The sequence below is a fragment of the Streptomyces sp. NPDC046925 genome (assembly GCF_040644915.1).
Classification (GTDB): Bacteria; Actinomycetota; Actinomycetes; order Streptomycetales; family Streptomycetaceae; genus Streptomyces.
Genome location: NZ_JBEYWZ010000019.1, coordinates 126,023 through 152,089 on the forward strand (window position 1 = coordinate 126,023; position 26,067 = coordinate 152,089).

The 26,067-nt window shown below is 68.6% G+C and carries 17 protein-coding genes; 15 read left to right on the forward strand and 2 right to left on the reverse strand.

Features of this window, described 5'->3' with window-relative positions:
* Positions 1–378: 378 nt before the first annotated feature.
* A complete protein-coding gene (locus ABZ906_RS43215) occupies positions 379–1,026 on the reverse strand; it encodes a hypothetical protein (RefSeq protein ID WP_361392493.1) in 648 nt (215 codons plus the stop codon).
* 320 nt (positions 1,027–1,346) lie between these two features.
* Between ABZ906_RS43215 and ABZ906_RS43220 the strand changes: the two genes are divergently transcribed.
* The gene (locus ABZ906_RS43220; RefSeq protein WP_361392496.1) at positions 1,347–1,859 is read left to right on the forward strand and encodes a hypothetical protein; all 513 of its coding nucleotides are present in this window, start codon (positions 1,347–1,349) and stop codon (positions 1,857–1,859) included.
* A gap of 148 nt (positions 1,860–2,007) precedes the next feature.
* Here the strand turns inward: ABZ906_RS43220 and cas3 are convergent, their stop codons facing one another.
* A complete protein-coding gene (gene cas3, locus ABZ906_RS43225) occupies positions 2,008–4,992 on the reverse strand; it encodes a CRISPR-associated helicase Cas3' (RefSeq protein ID WP_361392499.1) in 2,985 nt (994 codons plus the stop codon).
* Between the two features lie 226 nt (positions 4,993–5,218).
* Here cas3 and ABZ906_RS43230 point away from each other — a divergent pair, with 226 nt between their 5' ends.
* The 14 genes from ABZ906_RS43230 to ABZ906_RS43295 all read left to right on the forward strand — a co-directional run bounded on the left by ABZ906_RS43230 (position 5,219) and on the right by ABZ906_RS43295 (position 25,365).
* The gene (locus ABZ906_RS43230) at positions 5,219–7,270 is read left to right on the forward strand and encodes a type I-E CRISPR-associated protein Cse1/CasA (RefSeq protein ID WP_361392502.1); all 2,052 of its coding nucleotides are present in this window, start codon (positions 5,219–5,221) and stop codon (positions 7,268–7,270) included.
* Positions 7,267–8,691, forward strand: a complete 1,425-nt coding sequence (locus ABZ906_RS43235; protein WP_361392505.1) for a type I-E CRISPR-associated protein Cas7/Cse4/CasC — start codon at positions 7,267–7,269, stop codon at positions 8,689–8,691. Before ABZ906_RS43230 ends, ABZ906_RS43235 begins: the two co-directional genes overlap by 4 nt.
* Positions 8,688–9,536 (forward strand): type I-E CRISPR-associated protein Cas5/CasD, encoded by an 849-nt coding sequence (gene cas5e / locus ABZ906_RS43240; protein WP_361392508.1) that lies wholly within the window; start codon positions 8,688–8,690, stop codon positions 9,534–9,536. Before ABZ906_RS43235 ends, cas5e begins: the two co-directional genes overlap by 4 nt.
* Positions 9,533–10,300 carry a type I-E CRISPR-associated protein Cas6/Cse3/CasE gene (locus ABZ906_RS43245; RefSeq protein WP_361392511.1) on the forward strand — a complete coding sequence of 256 codons (768 nt, stop codon included), beginning with the start codon at positions 9,533–9,535 and terminating at the stop codon, positions 10,298–10,300. The genes cas5e and ABZ906_RS43245 overlap by 4 nt, the downstream gene beginning before the upstream one ends.
* Positions 10,301–12,943: 2,643 nt before the next feature.
* The gene (locus tag ABZ906_RS43250) at positions 12,944–13,513 is read left to right on the forward strand and encodes a 3'-5' exonuclease (RefSeq protein WP_361392514.1); all 570 of its coding nucleotides are present in this window, start codon (positions 12,944–12,946) and stop codon (positions 13,511–13,513) included.
* Positions 13,514–13,742: 229 nt separating this feature from the next.
* Positions 13,743–15,242, forward strand: coding sequence for a hypothetical protein (locus ABZ906_RS43255; RefSeq protein ID WP_361392517.1), 1,500 nt, complete (start codon positions 13,743–13,745; stop codon positions 15,240–15,242).
* Between the two features lie 918 nt (positions 15,243–16,160).
* The gene (locus ABZ906_RS43260; RefSeq protein ID WP_361392520.1) at positions 16,161–17,237 is read left to right on the forward strand and encodes a bifunctional DNA primase/polymerase; all 1,077 of its coding nucleotides are present in this window, start codon (positions 16,161–16,163) and stop codon (positions 17,235–17,237) included.
* Positions 17,234–18,799 (forward strand): phage/plasmid primase, P4 family, encoded by a 1,566-nt coding sequence (locus ABZ906_RS43265; RefSeq protein ID WP_361392523.1) that lies wholly within the window; start codon positions 17,234–17,236, stop codon positions 18,797–18,799. The genes ABZ906_RS43260 and ABZ906_RS43265 overlap by 4 nt, the downstream gene beginning before the upstream one ends.
* Positions 18,800–18,950: 151 nt before the next feature.
* Complete coding sequence (locus tag ABZ906_RS43270; RefSeq protein WP_361392526.1) at positions 18,951–19,340, forward strand: DUF6009 family protein; 390 nt, start codon at positions 18,951–18,953, stop codon at positions 19,338–19,340.
* An 878-nt stretch (positions 19,341–20,218) separates the two neighbouring features.
* The gene (locus tag ABZ906_RS43275) at positions 20,219–21,628 is read left to right on the forward strand and encodes a hypothetical protein (RefSeq protein ID WP_361392529.1); all 1,410 of its coding nucleotides are present in this window, start codon (positions 20,219–20,221) and stop codon (positions 21,626–21,628) included.
* Positions 21,629–21,899: 271 nt separating this feature from the next.
* Positions 21,900–22,466, forward strand: coding sequence for a mobilome CxxCx(11)CxxC protein (locus ABZ906_RS43280; RefSeq protein WP_361392531.1), 567 nt, complete (start codon positions 21,900–21,902; stop codon positions 22,464–22,466).
* Positions 22,467–22,486: 20 nt separating this feature from the next.
* The gene (locus ABZ906_RS43285) at positions 22,487–22,690 is read left to right on the forward strand and encodes a hypothetical protein (protein ID WP_361392534.1); all 204 of its coding nucleotides are present in this window, start codon (positions 22,487–22,489) and stop codon (positions 22,688–22,690) included.
* A gap of 121 nt (positions 22,691–22,811) precedes the next feature.
* Positions 22,812–23,621: a TIGR02391 family protein gene (locus tag ABZ906_RS43290; RefSeq protein WP_361392537.1), complete on the forward strand. Its 810-nt coding sequence runs from the start codon at positions 22,812–22,814 to the stop codon at positions 23,619–23,621.
* A gap of 1,030 nt (positions 23,622–24,651) precedes the next feature.
* Complete coding sequence (locus ABZ906_RS43295; protein ID WP_361392540.1) at positions 24,652–25,365, forward strand: hypothetical protein; 714 nt, start codon at positions 24,652–24,654, stop codon at positions 25,363–25,365.
* The last annotated feature ends 702 nt before the right edge of the window (positions 25,366–26,067 follow it).

The window sequence follows — 26,067 nt, forward strand, 5'->3', positions numbered from 1 at the left end:
GGGCCGGGTGGACGCGTGATGGCACCGGGTACACCTGCCCGGCGTGCGCGCGGGGGACCGGCCCGGTACCGGAGAGAGGGGAGTGCCCGCAGTGCGGCGGGCAGACTCTGGATCTCCCCGCGGGCCCCTCTTGTACTTACTGCGGGCATGTCCAGCCGTATGTAGCGATCGCGGAGGAACTGTGACCATGGAAGCCTTCCGCGGGGGTCTCGCATGAGCGAGCAGCTCGGCGTGTCCTCGGTCGGACGGCGCTTCCGGCCGGTCGCTTCGGCGGAGGCCACCGCGATACTTGCTAACTTGTTGAGAAGTATCGCGGGAGGCCTTCCTGACAGGCTGAGGAGCAACCAAGGGCGCGCGCCCGGGTGTTGACGGTGCGCTTCACCCCCAGGTCTCGCCGGTGACCAGGTCAGGGCCGAAGCGGCGGGCGGCTACCGCTGTGATGGCGGGGCAGGCGGGGCCGTCGCCGTGTTTCCAGGTGTTGACGATGCACGTCTGGACGGGGTGTACGGGGCCCCCGGAGCGGCCGCCGGTGTCGGCTTCCAGTGGCCGGTCCTGCGGGGCGGCCAGGGCGTAGCAGGCCAGCATGGTGCGCTCATCCTCGTACCAGTAGTGGTCCAGGATCGCGGGATGGGTGAAGTCGAGGCTGTGGAAGGTGATGGCGATGTCCTGCCGCCCATAGGGGGCGTTGCGCAGGGCGGGCCCCACGTCCTCGAGACGCTCGCCGCGGGCCAGGAGGACCGCCCGCTCGACCGAGGCACCCCACGGCGGCGGTTCGCTGTCCGGGCCGGGCACACCGTCGTCGTCGAAGACGAGCTCCGTTCCGATCGCGGGCGGCTCGAACCGGGCCCGCCCCAAAACGCCGCCCCAGCCCAGACCGGCGTTGACGCACAGCGAACCGGTGAACAGCATCCACGGCGTGCGCACCAGCCGCTCCCGGCCGAGGTCCACGACCAGGCGTTCGAAGTCCTCCCGCGACAGCAGCGCGGGAGATTGCGGCGCGATGAAGGTGTCGACCCATATACCCATGCGCTCGTTCTAACAGCACTCGGCAGAGGGGGCGTCCCGAGTTGCGCGGCGCCCGGTGTGAAGATCGCCCGGTTTCCGGCGGCAGCGACTGCGGCGGGTGTGGCAATCACCGTCGGGTCCTGCTTATGCGCTTCTGCGAAACCAACCGCGGTCGGCACGAACTAGCCGACCGTGATCCGCCTGCGCGGACGGAATCGATCTAGTGTGTGGCGTCAACTGACAGACCAGATCGGGGACCACGGATGCACCTGGCGTACGACAGGCCGCCATCACGCACGCGACGAGCAGCAGCGGCTGCCGTCGCAGCGCTGCTCCTGGGCGTGACAGCAGGATGCTCCTCCGGAGACGAACCAGCCAAGTCCGCCCCCGGAAAGACCGCATCGCCGCAGGCAACACCCTCCAAGTCCGCCGAGGACATAGCCAAGAGCCGGGTCCTGGCCGCGTATCGCGGGCTGAGCGAGGTCCGCGCCCGGGCGTACAGCTCCGGCAAAGTCGACAACGCAAAGCTGCAGCAGTATGCGCGGGACAAGGCAGCCAGCGGAGTGGTGGTGGCCGTGGCCTGGTACGAGGAACGAGGGCTGAAAGTCGTCGGCAAGCCTCAACTGAAGCCCGAAGTCACCCAGGTCTCCTTGAAGGGCAAGACGAAGACCGCGGTTGTGGCGGACTGCCTCGACACCCGCAAGTCGGACACCGTCTACAAGAAGACAGGCAAGTCAGCCATCAAGAAGGACGCGAAGGAGCCGCGCCGCAAGCCGGTGACCGCCAAGGCGGTTGCCGTGGGGGAGCGGTGGCTGATCAGCGAGTACGCGATAGACCGGAGCCGGTTGTGCTGAAACGCTGACGTCGCACCGGCCGTCGCCCTCAGCGTTGTTGTCCCGGGCCCCGGTGCTTCTCACCCGGTGTCCCCCCTCAGGCCGTAGTCGCTGAGGCCGCAAGGCCAGCAGTCTCCGGGCGTGCGGAGTGAGGGATCTGGTGCCTACGTCAAGCCACCTTCTCCGGTTCATTCCCGGTCGTGCGGGAGGTGCTGACGCTAGCGGGGTGCTGCTCTCGTGTCGTGCGGGACAGGCCGGTGTCGGGCTGGTAGATCAAGTGTTCGCGCAGGGAGGGGTTGAGAGGGCGTCCGCTGGGGTCCAGGAGCAGCACGGGTTTGCCGCGCAGAGCGCCGGGTTCGGGCATGGTCCACTGGCTCGGGTGGGGCAGCTGGGAGAGCCAAGCGTGGGGGACGCGCACGGTGTTGAGGAGGATCTGGCGCTGTTGCCTGCGGTGAGCAGTTGCCTGGGTGCGTGGGTGGCAGCGGGTGAGGTCGGCGGGTTCTAGGCCCTGAGCATCCCACGTGAGCTGGTTCCGGTCGGGGTGCTGGTAGAGGCCGACCACGTGGAGGCCCGGTGTTCCCAGGCGGGAGCGGGCGGCGAGGTAGCCGGCCTGGCCGGGGTCGTCACCGTCGTCGTGCGCGGAACCGGAGGCGAGTTCCTCTGCCGTGCACGGGACTCCGTTGGTGTAGGGGGGAAGTGAATGCTTCCGGGCCTGCTCGTCCTCGCCGTCGAGCTTCAGCTGCCACGCGGCGGACAGCTGACGCAAACGGGCGTGGATCGGCTCCGGCCCGTCGGCAGAGGCGTAGATGCTCTGCAGGATCGGATGCGTGTCCTCGGGGGTGCGCAGGTGCAGGGGTGCACCGCTGGAGGGGGCGCGCTGGTTGAGGGCATGCCACGTCGCGGCCAGGAGGTAGGGGTCGTAGGGCGGGGAAGCTGCGGGGGAGAAGTCCGGCCAGCCGTCGTCGCAGGACGCGGGGGTCAGGACGCGCATCAGGGGGGTGGAGCGCCGCAGGTGGGGGCGGTTGCACCAGTGCCGCCACAGGCGGCCGCGGCGTTGGATCAGCAGGTCGAAGGGGCACAGGTCGGTGTAGAGGTCGTCGAGGCAGTAGTCCAGACTCTGTTCGAGGACCTGGGTGCCGATGAGGAGCAGGCGTCGGGGCCGGTGCGGATTGGGGTGTGTGGTGCGTAGGCGGGGGTCCGGGTGCGGCCCCAGGAGGCGGAGGGCGCGCTGCTGTTGGCGCAGCCGGTCTCGTTCGAAGAAGCAGGCGTGCAGCAGGAGGATCTCGTCGGGCTCCCAGCCGAGTTCGCGGGCGTGAGTGCGGGCGGCCCGGTACAGGTCGGTGGCGCGGGCAACGCGGTTGCGGATAACGCCGGTGATGCCGGTCGAGTGCTGTCGCAGGAGGGTGCGGGCGAGGTCCTCGGGTCCGGGATCGGTCTGCAGGAGTAGTCGCGTGCGCTGTCTGGGGGTGCGGCGCGACGCGGGGAGCGCGAGGGTGCTCACGTGGCCGGTGGTGGTGACGAAGGTGACCGGGCCGGCGGGTTGGGGGGTGTCGGGTGTGGTCTGGCAGCCCTTGGTCCAGGCGGTGACGAGATCTTTGCGGATGACGTCGGGCAGGGTGGCGGACAGGACGATGACGCTGGCGCCGGCATCGGCGAGCCAGCCGATCGCGTCGCCGAGAAGGCGCTGCTGGAACCACTCGTAGGCGTGGGCTTCGTCGATGACGACGACTTTGTTGGCCAGGCCGAACAGCCGCAGGAACCAGTGCCGTGAGCGCTGGGCGGCCAGCACGATCTGATCGACGGTGCCGATCCCGAAGCAGGAGAGCAGGCCCCGGCGGGCGGCCAGGAACCATTCGTCCAGCAGCACCCGCGTCCCCCGGACGGCGTCTTCGCACGCGTCCTCGGAGCAGCTCGTCAGGTTGATGCGCGCCGGCAGCGCGGCCGGTCCGTCCTCGTTGGATTCGAGGAGTTCTTCGTTGACGCCGGAGGCGAAGGCGGAGCCGTGGACGACGGCGAGGTTGGCCTCGGCTTCGTCGCCCAGAGCCCGGCCGAGGAAGTCGCGGAAGCGGCGGGCGCCCTGTTCGCTTGCGGCGCGGGTGGGCTGGGCGAAGTAGATGCCGTGGTATTCGCAGCGCACGGCGAGGGCGTGGGCGAGGTAGAGGGCGAGCTCGGTCTTGCCGGATCCGGTGTCCAGTTCCAGGATCGTCAGGCTCTGTTCGCCGGGGGCCGCCTCAAGGACGGCGCGCTGGGCCGGGCGCGGCAGGGGCGTGCCCGGGAACAGGTGCGCCCACGTCGCGGGTTGGGGCTTCCAGGCTGTCAGGCGCAGTTGCGCAACGGCGCGTGCTGCGTCGCTCTTCGAGGCTTCCCACCAGTGGTCGGTGGCGGTGGCGTGGGTGCGGTAGGCGAAGCGTGATTCGTCGGAGGAGACCCAGTCGCTCAGCACGGTCAGCCCGGCCATACAGGCCATGGCCGAGGGACGCTGCGGATGGACCAGTTCCGTAAGGCGCTGCAGGTCGATGTCCAGGAGGCGGGCCAGTTCCTGCAGCAGGTCGGCATGCAGGCGCTGCCAGGCGGGGGAGAGTTCGACGTCGCCGTCCTTGATGCGGCCGGCGGGCGGGACATGGCCGTGGTGGCCGCCGAGAATGGCCGCTGCCGTGTGCAGGCCCGGGTGGCAGAGAGTTGGTGCGGATGCCTCGTGCGTGCCGCGGCCTGTTCCGGTGCAGCGGGAGCCGGGGCAGCCGAGCAGGGCGGGCAGGTAGCGGGCGGTGACGTGCGCATGCGGGGGCGCGGGGGTGGGGATCCAGTCGTCCACCGGCAGACCGGCGGCGCGGGCCGCCGCCAGCCACCGCAGGCCCGCCGCGCGCAGGCGGGGATCGCGGCGGTCGCCGAGTTCGGAGAACTGGATCTGGAAGCCGGCCCAGGCCTTGCCGGGCATGTCGTGCAGGGCGACCAGCAGCATCAGCACCTTCCGGGCGGTGCGCACGTCCCCGCCGCCGAAGTCGTCGGCGAGCCGGGCCCGTACGGGAGCGCTCAGGTAACGGTCGAAGAGCTCCCCGCAGACGGCGGCCGCATCGAGACAGTGCGCCAGCAGGGGATTCCAGGCCGGGCCGCCGCGGGCCCGGCTCAGACCGTTGAGGTCCGTCTTGCCCCACACCCAGAGCCACGCGGGTGAAAAGCGTGTTCGAACCGAGAGGTGCGCGAAAGGTGAGGGAACACCCCTCCCGTCCCCGCTCACCATCGGCCAAGGAGAACGTCGCATGACGCCAGCCCCTCCGTCAGCTCACCTAAGAAATGAGGTGATTGAGTACGATTTGCGCTACGGATCATGCACCCCGGCACTGACAATCGGCCCTGACCTGCAAAAACCACCGACAATGCGGTTGCTATCGCTCGTTGAGGTCTTCGAGCAGGCCGAGAACATCCAGGCCCTCGTGCACGCCTCGCCCGGTGTCCGCGTAGCTCTGCACGAACTGCTGCTCGGTCTCTGCTACGCCACGGGCGTTCACCCGCGCAGCGAGCGGGAGTGGGACCAGTGGGTCGCCTCCCGGCACTCCCTTGCCGACGTCGCCGAGCAACTGCGGGACCCCCGCTTCGACGGCCTGCTCGACCTCACCCACCCCGAGCACCCCTTCGGCCAGAACAAGCTGTTGGACCCGCACATGGCCGAGCACGGCTACGGCACGGCCCAACTAGAGATCGAACGGGCCGGGGACTACGCGCAATTCGCCGACCACGTCCACCTCCACGACCCGCGCCCGCTGCCGCTGCACGAGGCCTTCCACGGGGTCCTGGTGCAGAACTGCTACGGCCTGGGCGGCCGGGCGATGGCCAAGACCAGCTGGTTCGGCCGACCCTTCACCTTCGCCGCCGTCGGTCGTCTGGGCGCCCGCGTGCGCAACCTCGCCCTGGGCGAGAACCTCGCCGACACCCTGCGCCTGAACCTGGTACCCACCACCCGGCCCGGCGACTTCAACTTCTCCTGGACCCGCGGCAAACCCCGCCGCTTCGGCACCCCCGGCGCCAACTACCGCCGCACCCCCGGCGGGCCCGCGGACCTGCACAGCGTGCTGGGCCGCTCGATCCTGCTGCACCCCACCCGCACCGAACAGGGCGAGACGGTCATCGACCGCGTCCTGATCGGCGCCGGCGAACTCCTCAACCCGCCCGGCGAGGACGAGCTCCAGGACGCGGTCATGGACGGCGACTACCCCCAGCAGGCCCGACCGGACAAGGCCCTGTGGCGCCAGTCCCACGCCCTGTACGCCGCGGCCACCCCCGACACCAAGGGCACCGGCCTCCTGAGCCGGCTGGCCCGCCTGGACCGTCCGGTGCAGATCTGGTCGGTGGCCCTGCTGGCCAAACAGCGCAAACCGCTGGGCTGGGTGTCCGACACCTTCCCCTACCACCGCTCCAGCCAGCGCCAGCTGCACCACGCGGCGAGCGCCGCCGTCGTCTGGGCGGACTACCTCACCCGGGCCGCCAGCTCGGCAGCTGCCGTCGCCCGGGACGCCGCCTACCCCCGGGCCCGGCCCGAGGAGCGCGCCTCACTCCTCAAACGCCTGGACCCCGCACCGCAGATGTGGGCCGGATTCGAAGCCCCCTTCCACGCTCTGCTCGACGCCGTCACCGCCGGCGTACCCCTGCCGCAAGCCCAGGCCGACTGCGCCGCCGCTTTCCTCGCCCGGACCCGCGACGCGCTCGGCCAACGCCTGGGCTGCCTCCCGCGATCCGGGGCCGGCCGCGAGGCGAAGGTGCTGGCCGAGCACCGCCTCAACAGCGAACTGCACAGACCCAAAACGCCCCGCGACCTCAAGGACGCCATGCCGTCAACGCCACAGCACGCCCCCGCAGCCTTGCCCGCACCTAGCACGACACCCGGTCAGGAGAGCGACGAGCGCGAACCCCACACCAAGCTGGCCCACTGGCTCGCCCGCCTGGTGCGCACCCACGACCAGCGGCTGCTGGGGGAGTTGCGCCGCCCGCACTCCCGCGACGCACTGCAGGCCCGCTCGATCGCCACCTCCTTCGCCGACCGCGAAGACCAGGAGGAGGCGTTCGCCCTGACCGCCCGCCTCTTTGCCCGCTATCACGTCGGCCTGCCCTACCAAGAGCCCGTGCGCCAGTACGGGACGGGAAATCTGGGCAGCGCCCTGCGCCATCTGGGCAGCCCGGCGGGCCGCGGCCCCAAGGACCCCGGCGTCAAGCGACTGTTCAAGAACATCACCGCGAACGGTCCGCTGCCCGAGCGCGCCCTGGAGCACGCCATCGCCCGGCTGCGCGCCGACAACCGCTTCCCCCCGCACTGGGGTCAGCTCGCCCTCGACCTCGCCGCGCTCTCCAAATCGACCCAGAGCGGCGACGTCGTCGCCGACACCTGGGCCCGCAGCTTCTACACCCCCACCTCCCGCACCCGGCAAGGAGCCACCGCATGAACCAGTACCTCAACCTCCACGCCCTGACGACCTTCAACAGCGTGCTCCTGGTCCGCGACGAGAACGGACAGGCCAAACAGACCCCGTTCGGCACCGCACCGCGGCACATGGTCACCTCGTTCTGCCAGCGCCGCGCGGAGCGCACCTACCTGCGCGACCAGGCCAACCTCGCCGAAGGCGCCCTGGCCCCCTACGCGTTCGGCACCCGCACCCGCGAGTGGGGCCGCCTGGCCGCCGACATCCTGGCCTGCCGGGACTGGACCTATCCCGAGGCGATGGGCGCGACGAAGGAGTCCCTGCAGGCGCTGGGCATCAACTTCGGCACGAAGGATTCCACCGCGGACCTGACCAAGGTTTTGATCTTCGCTCCGGACACGGCCGCCGAGCAGATCGCCGACGCCCTGGACGAACACCGCACCGAGCTGACCGCCTGGCTCGCCGACGTCGCACGGGCGCGTGAGGAGATGGAGAAGCAGAAGAACAAGAAGGGCAAGAAGAAGACGGACGCCGAAGCCGACGGGCCGGCAGAGTCCGCCGGCTCCGGCGGCCCGGGCAAGGCCGGAGTCAAGGTGCCGCCGCTGCCGCGCCGCCTCAAGAAGAAGCTGCTGACCGCGCTCGCCCCCGCCGACGCCATCGACATCGCCCTCTTCGGCCGCTTCCTGGCCGAGGTCGCCGAAAGCCCCGACGTCGACGGCGCCCTGCAGAGCATGAACTCCATCACCGTGCACCCGGCCTCCGGGGTCGAGGACTTCTACTCGGCGGCCGATGACAGCAAGCTGCGCCGCCGCACCCACCGCACCCCCAGCCCGAACGTCGGCGCGCTGGATGCCCTCGAGGAAATCGACGCCCTCAACCAGGCAGCCGAGGGCGAGGAAGAGCAGGTGCGCGAGGAACGCGGCGCAGGCCTGACCGGCTACCAAAGCCTGACGTCCGGCACCTTCCTCAGCCACACCGTCCTGGACCGCCACCAGCTGCGCCGCAACCTCACCGAGGCCGGTATGAGCGAAGAGGCCGCCGAGACCGCGGCCCGGGCGGCCGAGGCCGCCTTCATCGAGGCGTTCTGCAATGCGGTGCCCGCCGCGAAGAAGAACAACACCGCGGCCCCCGGCACGATGCGCAAGCTCGTCCACGCCTTCACCAGCGCGCGCCCCTACAACTATGTGTCCTGCTTCGAGGACGCCGTCGACGAGAAGAACGGGCCCGCCAGCCTCCAGGCCACCCGCCGCCTCCTGGACCAGCACGCCCTGATCAGCCGCAAGAACGGCGTCGAACCCGGCGCCGTCCTGACCTACGACCTGGCCGTCACCCAGCTCCTGCAGGACCTGCGCGACCAGGGCCGCCTGCAGCCCACCGAAGTCGACACCCCGCGCGACCTCGCAACGACCACGCCCGTGCCCGCACCGGCCGGAGCCCCCGCATGACCCACACCCTCCTCCTGCGCCTGGAAGGCATCCTCCAGGCGTGGGGGACCCACTCCCGCTTCGCCGACCGCGACAGCGCCAGCCACCCCACCAAGAGCGGCGTCATCGGCCTGCTGGCTGCCGCCGACGGCCACGACCGCGACGAACACCGCACCGCAGACGACGACTTCCTGCCCCTGAGCACCCTCGCGAACCTGCGCTTCGGCGTCCGCGCCGACCGGCCCGGCACCCTGGTCCGCGACTTCCACACCGCCGGCGGCGGCACCTACCCTGTGCGCCCCCGCGACATCATCACCGACCCCTACCGGGCCCAACACGCCACCACCGCACCCGTCCCCGCCACCAGCCGCGCCTTCACCCGCCGCGCCGGCGAAACCCTCGCCGACTGGTACGGCGCACCCAAGAACATCGCACCGGACCGCGACACCGGAGCGCTGACCGCCGGCAACAACCGCCGCCACCCCCTGGTCGCCGCCCACTGGTACCTCGCCGACGCCGCGTTCCTCGCCGCCGTCCAGTCCGAGGACACCGCACTCCTCAAACGCCTCGCCCGCCGCCTCAACGCACCCCACCGCCTGCTATGGCTCGGCCGCAAAAACTGCGTCCCCCACCACGACCTCCACCACGGCCTGCACCGCGGCGACATCGAAACCGTGCTCGCCACCATTCCGCTCCTGCCCCGCTCCCCCCACCCCACCTGCACCGCATGGATCGAAGCGCCCCACCACACCCCCAATGCCACTCCCGTCAACGACCAGCCCCTCTCCTACGCCTCCCGCACCCGCAGCCACGCACCCCGCTTCGAAACCCGCCACACCCTCACCCCGCCCGGAGCCCCCGCATGAGCACCCCCACACGCGTCATCGCCCACCACACCCTGTGCGAACTCGACCTCACCCACCCCCTGATCGCCCAAGCTCTCCTCGACCCCCACGACATGCACCGGCTGGTCATGCGCCCCTTCCATCACTGGGTCCCCGACGGCGCTCCCGACCCCCGCGCACAGATGGGCATCCTGCACACCTACGCCGTCAACCTCGCCGCCAACACCCTCACCCTCATCGTCCAATCCCGCGTGCCCGGCGACTGGCACGCCCTGCCCGCACGCGCCAAAACCACAGCCCCCAGCACCCAGACCATCGACCTCACCATCCACGAAGGGCAGACATTCCGCTTCCGCACCGTGATCAACCCCGCCCGCTACGCACCCACACCCGCCGGCCCACGCACCCGCTCCCGACCCGCCGACGCCTCACCAGCAAAAGCTCTGGAATGGTTCACCTCCCGCCTCCAGCCCCACGCCACCCCCGCCTTCGACCGCTGGCCACGCATCGGAGCCGACACCGACCCGACCACCCTGAAAGCCAAGGCCCTGGTAGCTCTCACCAGCGCACGTCGACCGGGAATCCGCATCAACCGTGCAGAAGTCCAAGGCCAACTGACTGTCACCGACCCCCAGGCCTTCGCCACTACTCTCACCCAGGGGCTCGGCCGCTCCCGCCCCTACGGATGCGGACTCATGCTCACCAAGACACTCCAGATCACGAAAGAGCAAAGCCGCGACGAAACCCAAGCTCAGGAAGCCTCCCGCCCGCACGCACGGGTATGAACCGCCGAAGCGGTACAGCGAGGACTGCGTTGCCTCCTCCCGCCCGCACGCCCGGGTATGAACCAGTGGTGGCCATGCCCGAGGTCCACGTCCTGAACCTCCCGCACGCCTGGGTATGAACCGACTACGGACACGGGCATGGTGGCCCACGCCTTCTCTCGCCCGCACGGTCGGGCATGAACCGCCCATCAAGCTCGCCCCGATGATCGAGTCTCTCACCCGCCCGCACGTACGGACATGGGCCGAAGGTCCGTCATTTGATGTCGGTGAAGCCGTCCTTGAACCTGCACGCCCGGGCATGATCCGCCCCGCGGTGCTCCTCCGAACACACGCCCTCCAGCCCGCCCAACCGGGTATGCACGAACGTTGGGCCCGTACCCGCCAGCTTCTCGCCCTTCCGCCCGTACGCACGGGTATGAACCGCGCCCCTCCGCGCTGCCCGTGCCCAACAGGCGCTCCCGCCTGCACCCCTGGGTATGAGCCGATCCCCACGCAGTACCGCCAGTGGGTGATCAACTCGCGCCCGCACGCACAGGTATGAAGCGCACACAGACGACTACCGGAACGCACTTGCCGACTCCTGCTTGCACACACAGGTATGAACCGATCGGGTGAAGGATGTCGAAGCTGACGACGATTTCCCACCTGCGCGAACGGGTATGAACCGCACGCCTTCGCCCGATTCATCCGCAAGGAAGGACTCCCGCCCGCACGCCTGGGCATGAGGCGGAAATGGGGCGACCCGAAGATGTCCCCGGCCGCCTCCCGCCCGCATGCTCGGGCATGAACCGGTGCTTGCTGTTCGACGCACAGGCAGGGCCTTCTCCCGCCCGCACGCACGGGTATGAAACGATTTTGTGGTCACCGCTGGACGGCGAGCTGTACTCCCGCCCGCACGCTCGGGTATGAACCGTTCGTCCAACGCCTGTTCCTGGCGGGGCAGCCCGCCCGCACGGGGGGTATACCGGACGAGGCAGTCTCCGCCCCGTCGACCGCGGACTCCAGCCCGCACGTAGGGGTATGAACCGGTCGATGACCTGTGGACCCAGCTCTACGGCGTCTCCCGCCCGCACGTACGGGTATGAACCTGCCGAAGCGCCCACTACTATGCCCAGCCGTGACTCCGTCCGCACGTACGGGAATGAACCGGACGGCGAGCGGCGGCCTGTGGGCCTGGATCCCGCCCGCACGACCGGGTATGAGCCGCAGACCTACGACCAAACGCGGACTATCACCGCCGCCAGCCCGTATACACGGGCATGAACCAACGTTGTCCAGGGACAGCAGTCGCCTGGTGTGCTCCTGCACGCACGGGTATGAGCCGCTGAGGAAGCAGGGCCCCGCCGACCGCATCTCCACCCGCACGCCCGGGTCTGAGCCGGCAGTGACCGTCCAGGGGCTCGACTTGGAGCACTCCCGCCTGCACCACACGGGTATGAACCGTACTTGATCAAGGTCGGGACGCGGCCTGGCATCTCTCGCCCGCGCGCACGGGTATGAACCGGTGGCGGTCATCATCGCGACGACCGGGATGATCTTCCGCCCGACCGCACGGGTATGAACCGACCACGGACACGGGCATGATGGCCCACGCCTTCTCTCGCCCGCACGTCCGGGTATGGATCGGACCGCTACGGGCGCACGCTGATGGCACGTATCTCTGGCCTGCGTGCGCGGGTATGAGCCCTACATCGTTGCGAGTTAGAGACGATCCCCCACATCGGGGAGTGGCCCTATGAACAAAGGCGGATATCACCGCCACCAGCCCGCGCACCGGGTATCAACCGGGCCAGATCGTGATCGTGCCCGAGGATCAGTTCTCCCGCCCGCGCACACGGGTATGAGCCAACGTTGTCCAGGGACAGCAGTCGCGTAGTGCGCATCCGTAGGTCCAGGTATGAACCGCCGGCGCTTCGCAAGGGCGCGGTGGGAGTCGGCTCTCGCCCGCACGTCTGGGTATGAATCGCAGCTCGCCGCGCAAAACGACACCGCGGCGCAATCCCGCCCGCACGCCCGGGTATGAGCCGTTCCCAGAGACGAGCCAGATGCCCACCCACAGCCTTCGCCGCATCCCAGGTATGGACCGCCGCAGTACGGATGGTGCGCCAGAGAGCAGCTATCCCGCGATCGCCCGCTCGCTCGGGTATGAACTGCTCGTCAGCCGCGATGGGGGCTCCTCGGTCTTCTCTCGCCCGCGCATCCGGGTATGGACCTCACGAGGTCATTTCGCGTTCTGCTCTGGACAGGCGACCGCATCAGACTTCCAGCCCCGCGCGGTCGGTGAAATTGGCACCACACGGGCTAAGTGGAGGTCGTGCGACCTACGTACGGCAGGCAGAAGGAAGGCGAATCGTGGACGCATCCCCACGGGCAGTGAGCGAGGCCGAGCTTGACTGTCGGGCCGACTTGTTTCAACAGACTGTCGACAACAGGCCCGTCGAGTTCGTTCGGCCCGCGGATACCGAGGGCCCAGTCTGGGCGGTCTACGATCATGGAGAACGGTATCTCGGGACGGTCCGTATCCAGTGCACAGCCAGCGCGCCTGCGTGGCATGTTCAATCCACGCAGGAGCGCTATCTGGACCTGGAGGACGCTGTACGGGCTCTGCGCCGGCCTCGCACTTGGGGCGCTGAGCAGGAGGCCGTGGCGCGGTGGGCCCGAGGACTTCTCGCCGATCCCGAGCTGCTGGTCTTCGACGTGCAGACCACCGGCCTGGCCTCCCCATGGGCGGTGCAGATCGCTGCTCTCGACCTCAGGGGCGCGGTCCTCTTCAACGAGTTCCTGGATCCCCAGGCCACGATGGAGCCCCAAGCCGTGGCACTCCACGGAATCACCCCTGAACTCGCCACCGGAGCAGCGCCCTTCGCGGAACTCCTGGACCGGCTTACGGCGGTCTTCCACGACCGGCGGTGCGTGGCCTACCCGCTCTCTTTTGACCGCGGTGTCTTGGAGCGCGAACTGCACCGGCATCACGGACGGACACCACCGGTCGCCAGGTGGATCAGACAATGCCACTGGGAGGACGCCATAGCGCCCTACGCCGCCTGGAAGGGGCTGTGGTCGGACCAGCGCAAAGGCTACCGGCCCCAGCCGTTGGGAAGCCGCCATGAAGCGGTGGCCAACTGCCGGAAACTGCTGGACCACGTCCGGACGATGACCGAGTACCGCGTCAGTCCGTGGAGTCAGTACCGGTGCAGCTTCCTCACCTCCTGACATCTGTTCACGTTCCGTTCCGGGGGGGCTCCGGGGCCGTCAGGGGGTCCGGGGCGATTCCTCGACAGAGGCTTCCCCCGGACACTGGGAACAGGAATGCACAGCCTCTTCTCGGCCAATGCGGGGTTGGAATCAGGGCGGGGCACGGACCTCCGTGTGTGCTGATCCCCAGTCCGTCTCATGATCTGGGCATGGCCACCACCGGCCCCTGATGATGAGGAGCATCGGCATGGGCGTGAGCAGCAGCCATCTGTCCAAGGCGGAAGTCCAGGAGATCCTGGGAATCACTTCCTTCGGCCTGTGGCGGCTGGTTCGGAAGTACGACGACTTTCCCCAGCCCACGCAGCCTCCTCACGGCTCTGCCAGAGCGTTCGGCGACAAGAAGCCAGCAGAGGAGGTGTGGGACGGCACGCAGCTGTACCGGTGGGCGGCCAGGACTCCGGAGTTCTCCCACCGCGGCGCCCTCTTGGCGCGGCCGCTGCCCGAGGAGGTGGCGCCCGGACGGTGGGGCGGATACAAGGACACGACACGGGGGCCGGCCTCGGACTGGCACACCGCCGTCGGCACGATCCGGTTCGTCCACAACGACGACAGCCAGACCGCCACCAAGGTCGCCACCGCTCTGGCAGAAGCCGGGAATCCCGACGGGGTACGCACGGTGTGCGCGCTGTACGGGGACATCGGCATCACCGGACCCGCCCTGGTCGCCACCGACGTCACCCGCCCACGCATCGAGTACGAGGCCCGGTGGGGCGTCGCCGCAACTCTCGCCGGCCACGAACTTCCCTGGTGGCCCCACCTGCTGCGCCTGCCACACGTGATCCGCCAGTGGCAGCCGGGCGCCGCAACCACCATCGCCAAGGTGCCGTCCAACGACAACGAGGTGCTCTTGCGTCGTGTAGCAGCCAACACCATCTTCGAATCCAGCTCGCACCTGGCCGCGACACACATGGCCAACCAGATCCGCAACGAACGGACCGACAACATCCGGCACGAGAACGAGACGTTCGGCGAGACAGAGCACCCCGTGATCATCGCTGCCGAACCCGACACCACCGACCACCCACTGCCCACCAACGGCGACCGCAAGACCCTCAAGTCGGGCTGGCACAGACTCGCCCTGAGCAACCACGCAGACGCCGTCGCAGCGCTCGAGGTCGCCGTCGGCCGTGAACCCGCCCTGCTGCCATACGGAGCGGTCACCGAGGTTCCCGCCCTCTCGGCAAACATCGCCGAACGCTGGGCCCGCCGCCTGACGATGTGCGACCCGACCGCCGCCCACGCCGTCCTCGCCCGAGGCGATAGCCCAGACGCGTTCTTCGTCGACCCGCTCACGGACATGCCAGTGCTGCGAACCTCAGACCAGGACCGCAAGCCACTCTGGCGGTTCTACGCCCCGCTCTCGCTCCCCGCCGGCGGCGCAGAGCTCGCCTCAGTGGTCTTGCACCACACCGTGTGGGTCACCACCAGCGACGGCCATGTCCATCCCGCCCCCTGCACGCCCTCAGCGCACCTGTGGTGGGGCGACGGCTGGGGCGACCGGCCCAGCGAAGCCGCGACAGTCGTCAACACGCTGCTCGACAACCTCGGTGCCACGGTGAACCTGGACAAGCACTGGATGGCGCCGAAAGGTCTGACCGCTCTGTTCAACGACGAGCACAAGCAGGGCAGCGAGCTCACCCGAAGCACCTTGCTCCATGCCCGGATGACGCCTCCCCGCCAACGCTGACCACCCGGTCGAGGAGGTAGGCCCAACGCGTCGGCCTAGATGGTCGGTGCCACAAGTAGCACGGCAAAACTCAGTCCCGTGATCGGCAGTACAGAAACGAGCAGGTTAATGCTCTGCGTCACTGACCAACGGGACTGACGGGACTGAGACAGCCGGATAGGAGCTGGAGTATCGCGATGCGGGCAACTTCCATGCGGGGGTTGATCCGAAGAGCCAGCTCGGCGTCAGGCGCGGCCTTTCGCCATAGGCAATGACTGACACACCCCTGCCTGGGGCGGCCCAGGCAGGCCTTCCTTGCAGCGGTGTGCCGCTCGCGGGGGACCCTGCAGCTGGGAGTGCCCCGCACGGGGCTAAAGGGGCTGACGATCCCACATGGCAGCCGCCTCCGGAGCAGGCGTGGCCCTGAGTCCCGCTCTCTCTTGATCCCGCGTTTAGCCCCGTAGAAAAAGAGCAGGTCAGACGGCCGGTCCCGGGAAGGACGGGGCTGACGGGACCCAACATGACAGTTATCACCTGCCCAGAACACCACCAACACGCGCGCGCCCACGATGAAAGAACATTCCCCTGAGTAGCTGATAACTGCCGGTCTCGGTCCCGTCAGACCCGTATGAGGTACCGGCGTGCTGCTGACCAGCACCTTTGCGGAGCGGGACTGAAGCGTGCGCCGTGGTGCGGGACTGAACTGGCGACACGGAGCCCCTGCGTCTGGTCCACTTGCGGGACTGACGGGACCCAAAATCGCCGACACGCCAGGGTGTTCCCTCGCTGCGACCCCTCGTGGGCTACGCTCGTGCCGCAATCCTGAATCTTGAGTCCCTTCAGACCCGTTGGTCCCGCTGGAGACCGGCCCTGACCAGGGAGCCCCCTGCAGGACGAAGACCTTCAGCAACCGACCCAAACTGTGACAAGGACGATCCGGTGACCCGCCAGCCCTCGACCACGCCGCTGGTCCCGGACGAGGCCGTACCCGGAAGCGCGATCGCCCGTTGGTGCGCCCGCGCGGGCTGGCCGGTGCACCCGCTGGCCCCGCTGGAGAAGGTCCCGCCGGCTAACTGTCAGTCCTGCAAGGAAGACCGGCACACCCCCGCATCGTGCCCGTGCAGGCTGGCAGGCCGGTGGTGCCACGGGTTCCACGCTGCGACCACCGACCTCGAACGCATCGACGCCTGGTGGCACGCCCAGCCCCGCTTCGGCGTCGGTGTCTCCTGCGGTCCCGCGGACTTGGTCGTTCTCGACGTCGACGCGCACGCAGCGCAGGTGCCCGACCGGTCCAGGCTTCTGCCGGGCATCCCGATCGCACCGCAGGTCAACCTCGACGGTCTGGCCACGGGCTTCGACACCCTGGCGCTGCTGGCCGCTCTCCGCCGCCAGCCCAGCCCGGTGGAGGACACCACAACACTTCGCGTGCGGACCCCGTCCGGCGGGCTGCACATCTGGTACCGCAATCCGAACCCCGCCACCCGCTACCGCTCCTCTACCGGGTCCAGCCCGAAAACGGCCCTGGCCTGGCAGGTGGACGTGCGCGCGGACAACGGCTACATCGTCGCCCCTGGGACCCTGACCACTGCGGGCAGTTACCGACCTGTGGGAGAGGCCCGCTATCCGGCGCCGCTGCCGCAGTGGCTGGCCGACGAACTCGTCCGCACCCACCACGTCCCCGCCCCGCCCCCGCAGCCGGCTGCCGTACCCGTCGCCCCGCGCCGGCGCCGCTCAGCCAAGAGCGCCGAACGCCTCCTGGACCCGCTGGTGGCCGAAGTCGCCGCCTGCGCGGCCGTGCCCCAAGGAGCGAGCTTCACGGAAAAACTCAACCGCGCCGCCTACACGGCCGGCGGCCTGGTCCAGGCAGGCCACCTCACCGAGCCCGAGGTACGCGACCTGCTCCTGGAAGCGGCGCGCTCCGCACGCCCCGCTCAGGAACACCGCAACCTCACGATCATCGAGTCCGCTCTGTCTGCGGGCGCCCAGCGCCCACTCCACCCCCGAGGACGTTCATGAGCGCCGAGCCCGCCCGCTTCGACGCCGAAGCGGCCGCCGCCCAAATCCACCAGCAGAGCCTGGACTTCACACTGCCCCAGCCACACCCCGGCCTGCCGGCCCAGCAGACCGACGCCCGCCATGCGCCCGCGGCCGAGCCGGCCGGGCTGATGCCCGCTTCCCTGACTGACCGCGGTAACGCGAAGCTGTTCGCGCGTCTCTACCGCGATCAGTTCCGCTACGTGAGCGGGATGGGCTGGCACTCGTGGGACGAGTACCGCTGGAAGCTGACCGGCGGGGACGAGGCAGCGGTGTGGGCGGCCGGCGAGATGGCCGAACAGATCCCCGAACAAGACCCCGCGGGCCGGTTCACCGACCGCAAGATGGCCGTGCACCGGCGGCACTCGGAGTCCACCGCCGGGATCAAGGCCCTCCTATACCAGGCGCAGGCCGCGCCCGGGCTGCGCCTGGACCCCGATGTCCTGGACGGCGACATCTACGCCCTGTGCACCCCCGGCGGAGTCGTCGACCTGCGCACCGGGATCCTGAGGAAGCCCAATCCGCTGACCGACATGCATTCGCGGGCCACGCACACGGCCCCCCACGCCATGCCCATCCCGCGCTGGGAGAGCTTCCTGCGCGACACCTTCGGGGACGACGCGAAGGGCCTGGAGACCATCCGCTTCGTGCATCTGCTGCTCGGCTACTCCATCACCGGGGACGTCGGCGCACAGGTGCTGCCCTTCCTCTACGGTCTGGGCGCCAACGGCAAGTCGGTGCTGCTGGAAGTGACTATGCAGATCCTGGGCGACTACGCCAACGCCGCCCCGCCCGGCTTCCTCATGGAGAAGGGCAAGTTCACCGAGCACTCCACCGAGCTGACCGAACTGCACGGCAGGCGGATTGTGGTGTGCAGCGAGCTCAAGCCCAACGACAAGTTCAACGAGGCCCGCGTCAAGCTGCTGACCGGCGGCGACACCATCACCGCGCGGCGGATGCGGCAGAACTTCTTCACCTTCACCCCCACCCACAAACTGTGGCTGCTGGGCAACCACCGGCCCGAAGTCGGTACCGGCGGCTACGCGTTCTGGCGGCGCATGCGGATCATCCCCTTCGAGCGGCGGGTGCCCGACGAACTCAAGAACAGCAGCCTGGCCGCCGAACTCGTCCGCGACGAGGGGCCGGGCATCCTGCAGTGGCTGATCGAGGGCGCCCAGCGCTACCTGGCCACCCGCGACCCGCTGACCGGCCCGGCCTCCGTCCGCGTGGCGACGAGTGCCTACCAGACCACCGAGGACCACATCGGCCGCTTCCTCACCGAGTGCTGCACCAGGGGCACCGACGCGGGCGCCGGCCCGGACCTGCGGGTGGAGCAGAAGCTGCTGTACGAGACCTACGGACGCTGGTGCTCGGACGAAGGCATCCGGCCCTCCACCAGCCGCGCGTTCGCCAGCCGCATCCGCCAGGAACTGGGTCTGGCCTCACCCGCCGATATGATCAAGAACAATGCGACCAAGCTGTACCCCGGCCTGGCCCTGCTCGCCGAGGACAGCCCGGCCGGTGACGGGGGCCATACGCCGTGAGGAACCGCCGCAGGCCCCGGCAGTGCGCGGGCCGACCGTACGATGGACGATGCCTGCTTCTCCTGCCTGCTCCTGACGGAGCGGGGAAGCAGGACAGCGTGGATGCGAGACCCGAAGGCCGGTGCCCGGCCGATGAGACCAAGGAGGCCTGATGAGCGCGATTCCGCAGGAAGGCGATCTCGTCAAGGAAGCCGAGGTCGTCTGGCTGGAGGACACCGCGGACATGGACTACGTCCGCCAGGCCCTGGACAAGGTCGGCACCCGCAAGGGCAAGCCGCGCTACGAGCGCGACGGACGGATGGTCGGCTACTCCAACCTGGCCCCGGACGCGCCGCGCAGCGCCGACAGCGGGTTGTTCTCCCGGCGCACGTTCTTCCTGCTGCCGCACGACCGTCCCAACCAGCCCGGTGACCCCGACTGTCCCTACCGGGTGGGCTCGCCGCTGGAGGCGGTTGATCCGCGCACGGTGGCGGCGGGGAAGGTGGGGCGGACCACGCCGCGCTCGCAGGGCACGGGCGAGATAGTGCCGGCCCGCTCGTAGCGAGGACGACGCCGGGAAGATCAACATCCGCAGCGTCGGCGGTCTGCACGAGGGCTGCAGCGGCTGCTGCGTGCCAGGCGTCGGTGCCGTCGTTCCCGCAGGTCAGCGGCATGCGAACGTTTTCAAATCGTCTGGCGAAGCAATTCGTGCACGACAATTTGGGGACACGGCGCCAATTGGTTTCGCGATGTGAATCGCGAAAGACTCCGCACAACAAGGAAAATTGGGGCTACGCTGAATCTGAACGCAACGCATGTTGCGTTACTTCCCGGATCGGTGGTTGACAGTCGGACGGGAACAGACGAGACAGCCGCCCCGGCCCGGCCAAGAACTGAGGCGACTGTTCGTCCTGCTAGCGGCCGCGGAAGATGAGGTAGAGGATCACCCCCGAGCAGATGTCAACCGGCAGCTGCACGGCGACACTCCTCAGCCATCGCCTCCCGCGGCCGTAGTGCGTGGCCTTGAGCTGCGATGTCCATTCCTTGAGGCGATGGGCCAGGTGGCGCCATCGTCTCGACCTTTGGGCAAGCCACACACGCACGCGCATGTTTTCCTCCTCGATCCACCATGGGTAGTACAGGCACACGCAGTTGTGCGCCCGCCATAGGCATGACTGCCGATGGAGGACCGAGGAAGGGCCTGGAATGGAGCCTATTCACAGAGCCTGTCGGTCCGGGGCTGTTCTCCCGAATTCCTCAAACCCGCCGCGCCTCAACGGATTTCTGGTCCCGACGATCGCGGAGTGTTGCACCGCGCGCGCTCCACTGTGTCGGCCGCTGCTGCCGTGTGCTTCTGGGCGCCAGGCGGGGGCGCGGCACGTTGGTGATGGGCACTGCCGGGCTCTGGCTCGGCGGCTTGGGCTGCTTCATCATCGGGGGATGGGCGGGCAGGTGGATCTGGCGGGGTTGCGGGAACTGATCGATGAGACGGTCGTGCGGTGCTACGCAATGGTCGGGCACAGGGACATTCCCGCGCTCTGTGCGGCGCTGGGCATGCCGGCGCCGCCCCCGCGCAGCGATTCCCGCACGGGGCAGGACCATTCCAAGCATGAGCGGCTCGCGGCAAGCCTGCGTGCGGTGCGTGATGAGGATCTGCCTGCCGTGGCGAAAGCGGTCCTGGCCGGCCAGCCGGTCAGTGCGGCCCAGCGCAATCGTCTGCAGGACATCCTGTGGCAGGCAGCCGCCGGCATCGAGATACCCGGCCGCACCCGACGGGAGCTGGCGGCCGCCCTGCCCTTGGAGGACTACGTCCGTTACGCGGATCAGTTCCTCGACATGCTGGCCTCGTTGTGGATCCTCGATGACGACGGTGTGGGCGGCTGGGGAGGGCCTGACCGCACGCTGCGGGCCGAGATCGTGCGGCATGTGGTCGGACACAATGACTGGGACGCCGAGCATCTGTTCGGAGAACTCGGCTGCTTCACTGCGCCGCACCCGCGCTTCGGACGCTTCCTCGAGGCGCTGGCAGCCGCGGCGACGCTCCAGAGCGAGCCGGCGCAAAGACGGTTCGTAGAGATGGCCAATGAACACCTTCAGCCGATCGGCGCTCTGCTCCAGGAGGTCGGCGAAGAGGACGGCTACCCTCTCTTCGCGCTGGTCGCGACCGGGCAGGCGGCGGCGCGGCGACCGCGCCAGGTCATCTTCGCCACCCTCGCCAAGCCCGATATCCGCGTCAGCAGCGTTCTGGACGGCGACCTGGAGGTCCTGGACCGTGCCGAACGGGCCGGCGAGATCCTGGTCTATGACCGTGTTGTGGGTGACGAGGGTTTGCGCTGGCGTGACCTCATGGCCTGGTGGCAGGCGAAGCGCAGCATCGCCAGTGCCGGGGAGGCCCGGGAAACGCTCCTGGAGCGGATGCGGTCCAGTGTGCCCGGGGAATCACGTGGCCAGGACAATCTCGGCCGCCTGTATTACGACATCTACCAAGACAAATTAGATGACCTGCCCGCTCTGTTGCCCGAGGTGTGGCTGCACTGGGACCACCGGACCATCAGGCAGCGCCGCGATCACGCTCAGCAGAGCATCCGCATGGACTTCCTCATGCTCCTGCCCGGGCGACGGCGAGTCGTCCTCGAAGTCGACGGGATGCAGCACTACACCGACAACCGGGGGAGGGTCCCCAGCTCCCGCAAGTACGCCGCCACCATGGCTGCGGACCGTGACCTGAAGTTCCGCGGCTACGACGTCTTCCGCTTCGGACACGATGAGTTGGCCGACCTCGAAAGCGCTCGGCCGGTGGTGACCGACTTCTTCGCCAGGCTGCTGACAGGGATCCACCCAGCATCATGATCGGTCCTCTCGGTCCATACAGGCCGGTCCGTCCCAGGCAGGGCTGCTCTCTTCAGGGTGGGGTCGAAGCCGTAGAGGGCGAGGAGAGGGCCTCCTGGGCCGGGCAACGTCGAGCCGACGACGCCATGCCCTTGCCCGTTGGGTGCGTCCGATCCACAGCAGCATCGGCTGACAACCCTCACTGGGACGCAGGTTGGCCGCAGGCGCCCCAGTAGACTCTGCTGGCACTGGCTTTCCGCCAGCTGGCAGTAGTGCAGTGGGGGCAGTGCGTATGGCAGCAGATATCGACGACTACCGACGCAGGTGCTGGGACGCAGCGCTGCACGCTTTTGGGACCGGCTACATCTTCCAGAAGCGGGCCGCTCGTCTGAAGCGTAAGACCGACCTGCTGACCTGGGTCGGCCTCGCGGTCCCGCTGCTCACCGGAGCTCTGGTCGGAACGCTCGGGAGCTACAGGCTTTGGGGTGCCGCCATCGTTGTCGGATCGGTGATCGCGGCGGTGCAGCTTGCCATCAGTCTGTGGTCCGTCGTCAAGCGCTGGCCAGAGGAACTCGCCTACTCCTCTGCGTCGGCTGCGGCCAACGACTCGCTGGCCGCCCGGTTCGCTGCACTGGCAGAGGACCCTCCAGGGCTCCAGGCTCTGCGTGCTCAGGTAGAAAAGCTCAGCGTCGAAGACGCCGGCAGGCGGGACAGGGACAGCGAGAAGAACGTGACGGAGAAGGAGCGCCGCACGGGCATGCGCGCCAGCCTCCGGAAGTACCAACGCCCGTGCTCAGCCTGCCACCAGGTTCCGACGACCATGGAAGCGTCGAACTGTGGCGTCTGCGGACAGTTCTAACTGCGGGAAGGACCCAGTAGATGGACAACAAGGTAGCCGTAGCGATGCAGGGATTCATTGCCCTGACCCAGGCACAGCAAAACGAATTCATCGCCCTCGTCAACAGTTACAACCAGGGCGGCGCGCCCGATCGGGAACGCATTCGCAGGGAATCCCTGAGGGACTGGGTGACCAAGGTTGACCTTGGTCCGACGACCCAGGTCTGCCCCCGTTGCGGCCGATAGCCATCGGTCTCAGGGAGGCCGGGTGTCCTGTCGTGTCCGGTGCTGTGCTTGCTGTTCAGTGAGCCCCCGGATCGGCTGATGCCCGGGCAACAAGCTGCCGGGCCGTGACACGATCAACAGCATGGACGCTTCCCGGAACCCCGAATACCTCCGCAAGACCACCGATGCCGTGGCTGAGTTCAAATCCGCCTTCAAGGCGTTCATGGAGCTCCACGTGGAGACGAAGGACGCCGGCGTCGGGCGCGGCATCATGCCTGCCGCGATTGCCCGAGATGGTGTGTCACCGGAGGAGTTGCAGGCTGCCACGGACCGGGTTGCACGCGCGGCCGGCCGCGCGTCGGCGGCCCCCGGCCTGACCCGAATGTATATAGGCGTATCCACGCTCCCCGAGCCCGTGGACCCGATCGCGGCTTGGAGGTCGGTCACTTTGCCGAAGCCGGTGCTCGAACCGGGCGACGTGCTGGACTCCGCCGAGCAGATCCTGGGCCGCCTGGAGGCACTGACGGACAAGGCGGAGGCTGAGCTCCCTCCGACCACCGGAGTGGAAGCGATGCACCCGACGATTTGGGGAGCCGCCCGCAAGCTCTGGCTCGACGGTCATTTCCGTCATGCCGTCCAAAGTGCAGCAGAGACGCTCACCTCCCAGGTGAAGGCCCGCACTGGGCTGGCCAACATGGATGCCACCAACGTCTACGAGAAGGTATTCAGCGCCAAAAGCCCATTGCTGACCTGGCCCGGCGACCCGAGCGACCGGACGGTCAGCTCTATGCAGAGCGGCCTGTCCAAGTACGCGCCCGGACTCAACATGACCGTCCGCAACACGGCCACCCACGTGGCCTCCGACGAGATGACCGCCCAGCAGGCACTGGAACGCCTCGCAGCCCTAAGTCTCCTTGCGCACTGGATCGACGAGTGCGAGGGACCGGCCTGAGAGGTACCGCCACGCCAGCAGCCCGCTCCAAGGAGGATGTCCTCCGGCCCCGCGGTCAGTGCCGGTGGGCGATAGGGTCTGGGGGTGCGGTTTACGCCTTCTGAAGAGTCTCTGTACGTGTCCGCTGACTATGTCGTGGTCTCGGGCTCCACAGTGACGATTACGCAGGCGAAGTCGTACCGGCGTCTCACGCGGCGTGCACAGGCCGCCGATTATGTTGGTCTGCACACCAATTGGTGGTCGGCGCGGAGTGACAGGCACGCGTCGGAGTCGGCCCCGGCAGCATGCAGGCGGACCGAATCCGGTACTGAAAGCACCGCCGGCAGCGGCGGTATGGAAGAATTCTCTCGGCATCTCGCGTTCTTTCTCCTCCGGGCAGAGCTATTCCGGCCGGTGCCGCCCGAACAGGGGGCCGCGCAACGCCTGTTGGTGGACGCCATGCGGGGAGGTCTGTGCGGGGCTGGGGATCCCCGACAGGTTCCGAATACCGAGCGGTGCACCGGCACGGTCCGCGAGGTCACACCCAGACCGTCACCGATTGGCATTGAGCCGCCGCCGCTGAGGCGCGCGCTGGCGACCTTCCTCAGCGCTCCTGAGGGCCTGGCGATGCTTCTTGCCCTTCTGGCCCTCGTCGTTCAGCATCTGGCCGCTACGGCGGCGCTGAACTCCGCCCACAGGGTGTCTCCCGTCACCACCCTGGCCTGTGGCGTGGCCCGACGTGCTGTCCCTCTCCTCCCGCGCGCTCCGGGGGCTGTTCTCGCCTCGAAGAACAGCCCCATCCCGCGGGCGTCCGCGCATGGTCAGCACCTCTGTCATCGGAACATGTTGCTGACCTGAGCCCGGCACGGCGCCCGTCCCTCTCGACGTGGAGCGCCCTGTGCCACCCCCGACGATCCCGCAGTCCAGTCTGCGGACTCTGGTGCCCCGCCCTCGGGCACAGACCACGCGTGCTGTGGTCGGCCGGCCCAACGCCGGGCCCGTACCCCCGCTGAAGCTCAGCGAGCCCATGCGCCGACGTCTCCTGACCGCCGTGCAGGCGCTGCTCGATGCCCCGTCGATGACCGGGCTGCCAGACACGGCACGGCTTGCCGCCATCGTCATTCTCGCCAAGACGAACGCCGACTCCGGGCAAACAGGCCGGATCCGAGCAGTAGATCTTGGCAGGTGGCTGGGAGTGTCGGAGTCCTCCATCGACCACACGGCGCTTCCTGCACTCCGTGACCGGAACCTCGTGACCACCAATGTGACGACTGATTCGACGGGCCAGACCACCGGCCTGACGTGCCGACTGACCCCTGTCACCCTGGCCCGCCAGCAGGCAGACCGGGAAGGTGCGCTCTTCCTTGACCGCCGTGAACTGGCCACCCTGTGGCGGTTGATCGAGGCGCTGTTCGGGCCTGGCTGGAGTCACAAGGAGGGCCCGCCGACACCAGCTGGCCTATGTGCCGAGCGGACGGGCCGCGGCGCTGCCACGGACCGCCTCTGCCTGCTGCTTCTGGTGCTCCATGCCCGGTCCGACGGCACGGTGCGGATGGTGGCCGGCTCGGTAGGAGGACAAGGACGTGGGAGAGGTGACAGCACTGCTGCCCGTGCGCTCGGCTGTACGGCGTCCGGTGCGTCCAAGGTCCTTGCACGGCTCCGTGTTGCCGGACTGGTCGTCTCGGTCCGCGTGCCCAGCGGTTCTGGGTTGAAGTGCAAGACCGAGCTCCAGGTGCCGGCGGTGGCGGATGCTCACCGGAGGTGAGCAGGTGGACGAGCGCCCTGCTACTGCACCCGGAGATCTTGCCATCAGCCGAGATGTATCAGAGGAGGCGAGGACATCTGGTGGTTTGGGGCGGCCAGTCGGGGCAGGGCGCCCTGCTGCTGCACCCCTTCACTCACCCCACGCTCGGTCCTGGTTGATGTGTCTGGCTGGCTTGGCAATGTCGTGCATCTGTGGCTCTTCGCCCTGGGCCGGCTGGGCCGCGAGAGGGCCGCTACGGCGCCCTCTCAGGGGTCCGGCGGGCCGGTGGGGCTCGCGTCCGCTGTGCGCCCGGAGGGCGGCTCACGGGCCTCTGGCCAGGGATTGGCCCGGAGGGCCAATCCCTGTACTCTTTCCGGGAGTTGGCTTTTCTCTCCCGGAAACGCAGTAGTCTGGTTTCAGGGTCGGGAAATTGGAAATTCCCCGGATGATTCCCGGAGGGAATCCCCACCGGATCAACTTGGGCACACAATGTGACGGGCCCTCAATTCAATTTCGCGTAGTGCGTATTGGGAATTCCTCCCGGAGGGTGGAATTCTTTTCGACTGGAAGTCGTAGTAGTTATCGAATGGCCCGGAGGGCGATTCGATAACTACCGCCCGGAGGGCGGCAATTCGCGCGGGGACGCGCGAAAGGAGAATCCGGAGGATTCGAGTATTCGGCTGCCGGAGGCATCGTACGGAGTTCAGCGCCCTCTCAGCCCGG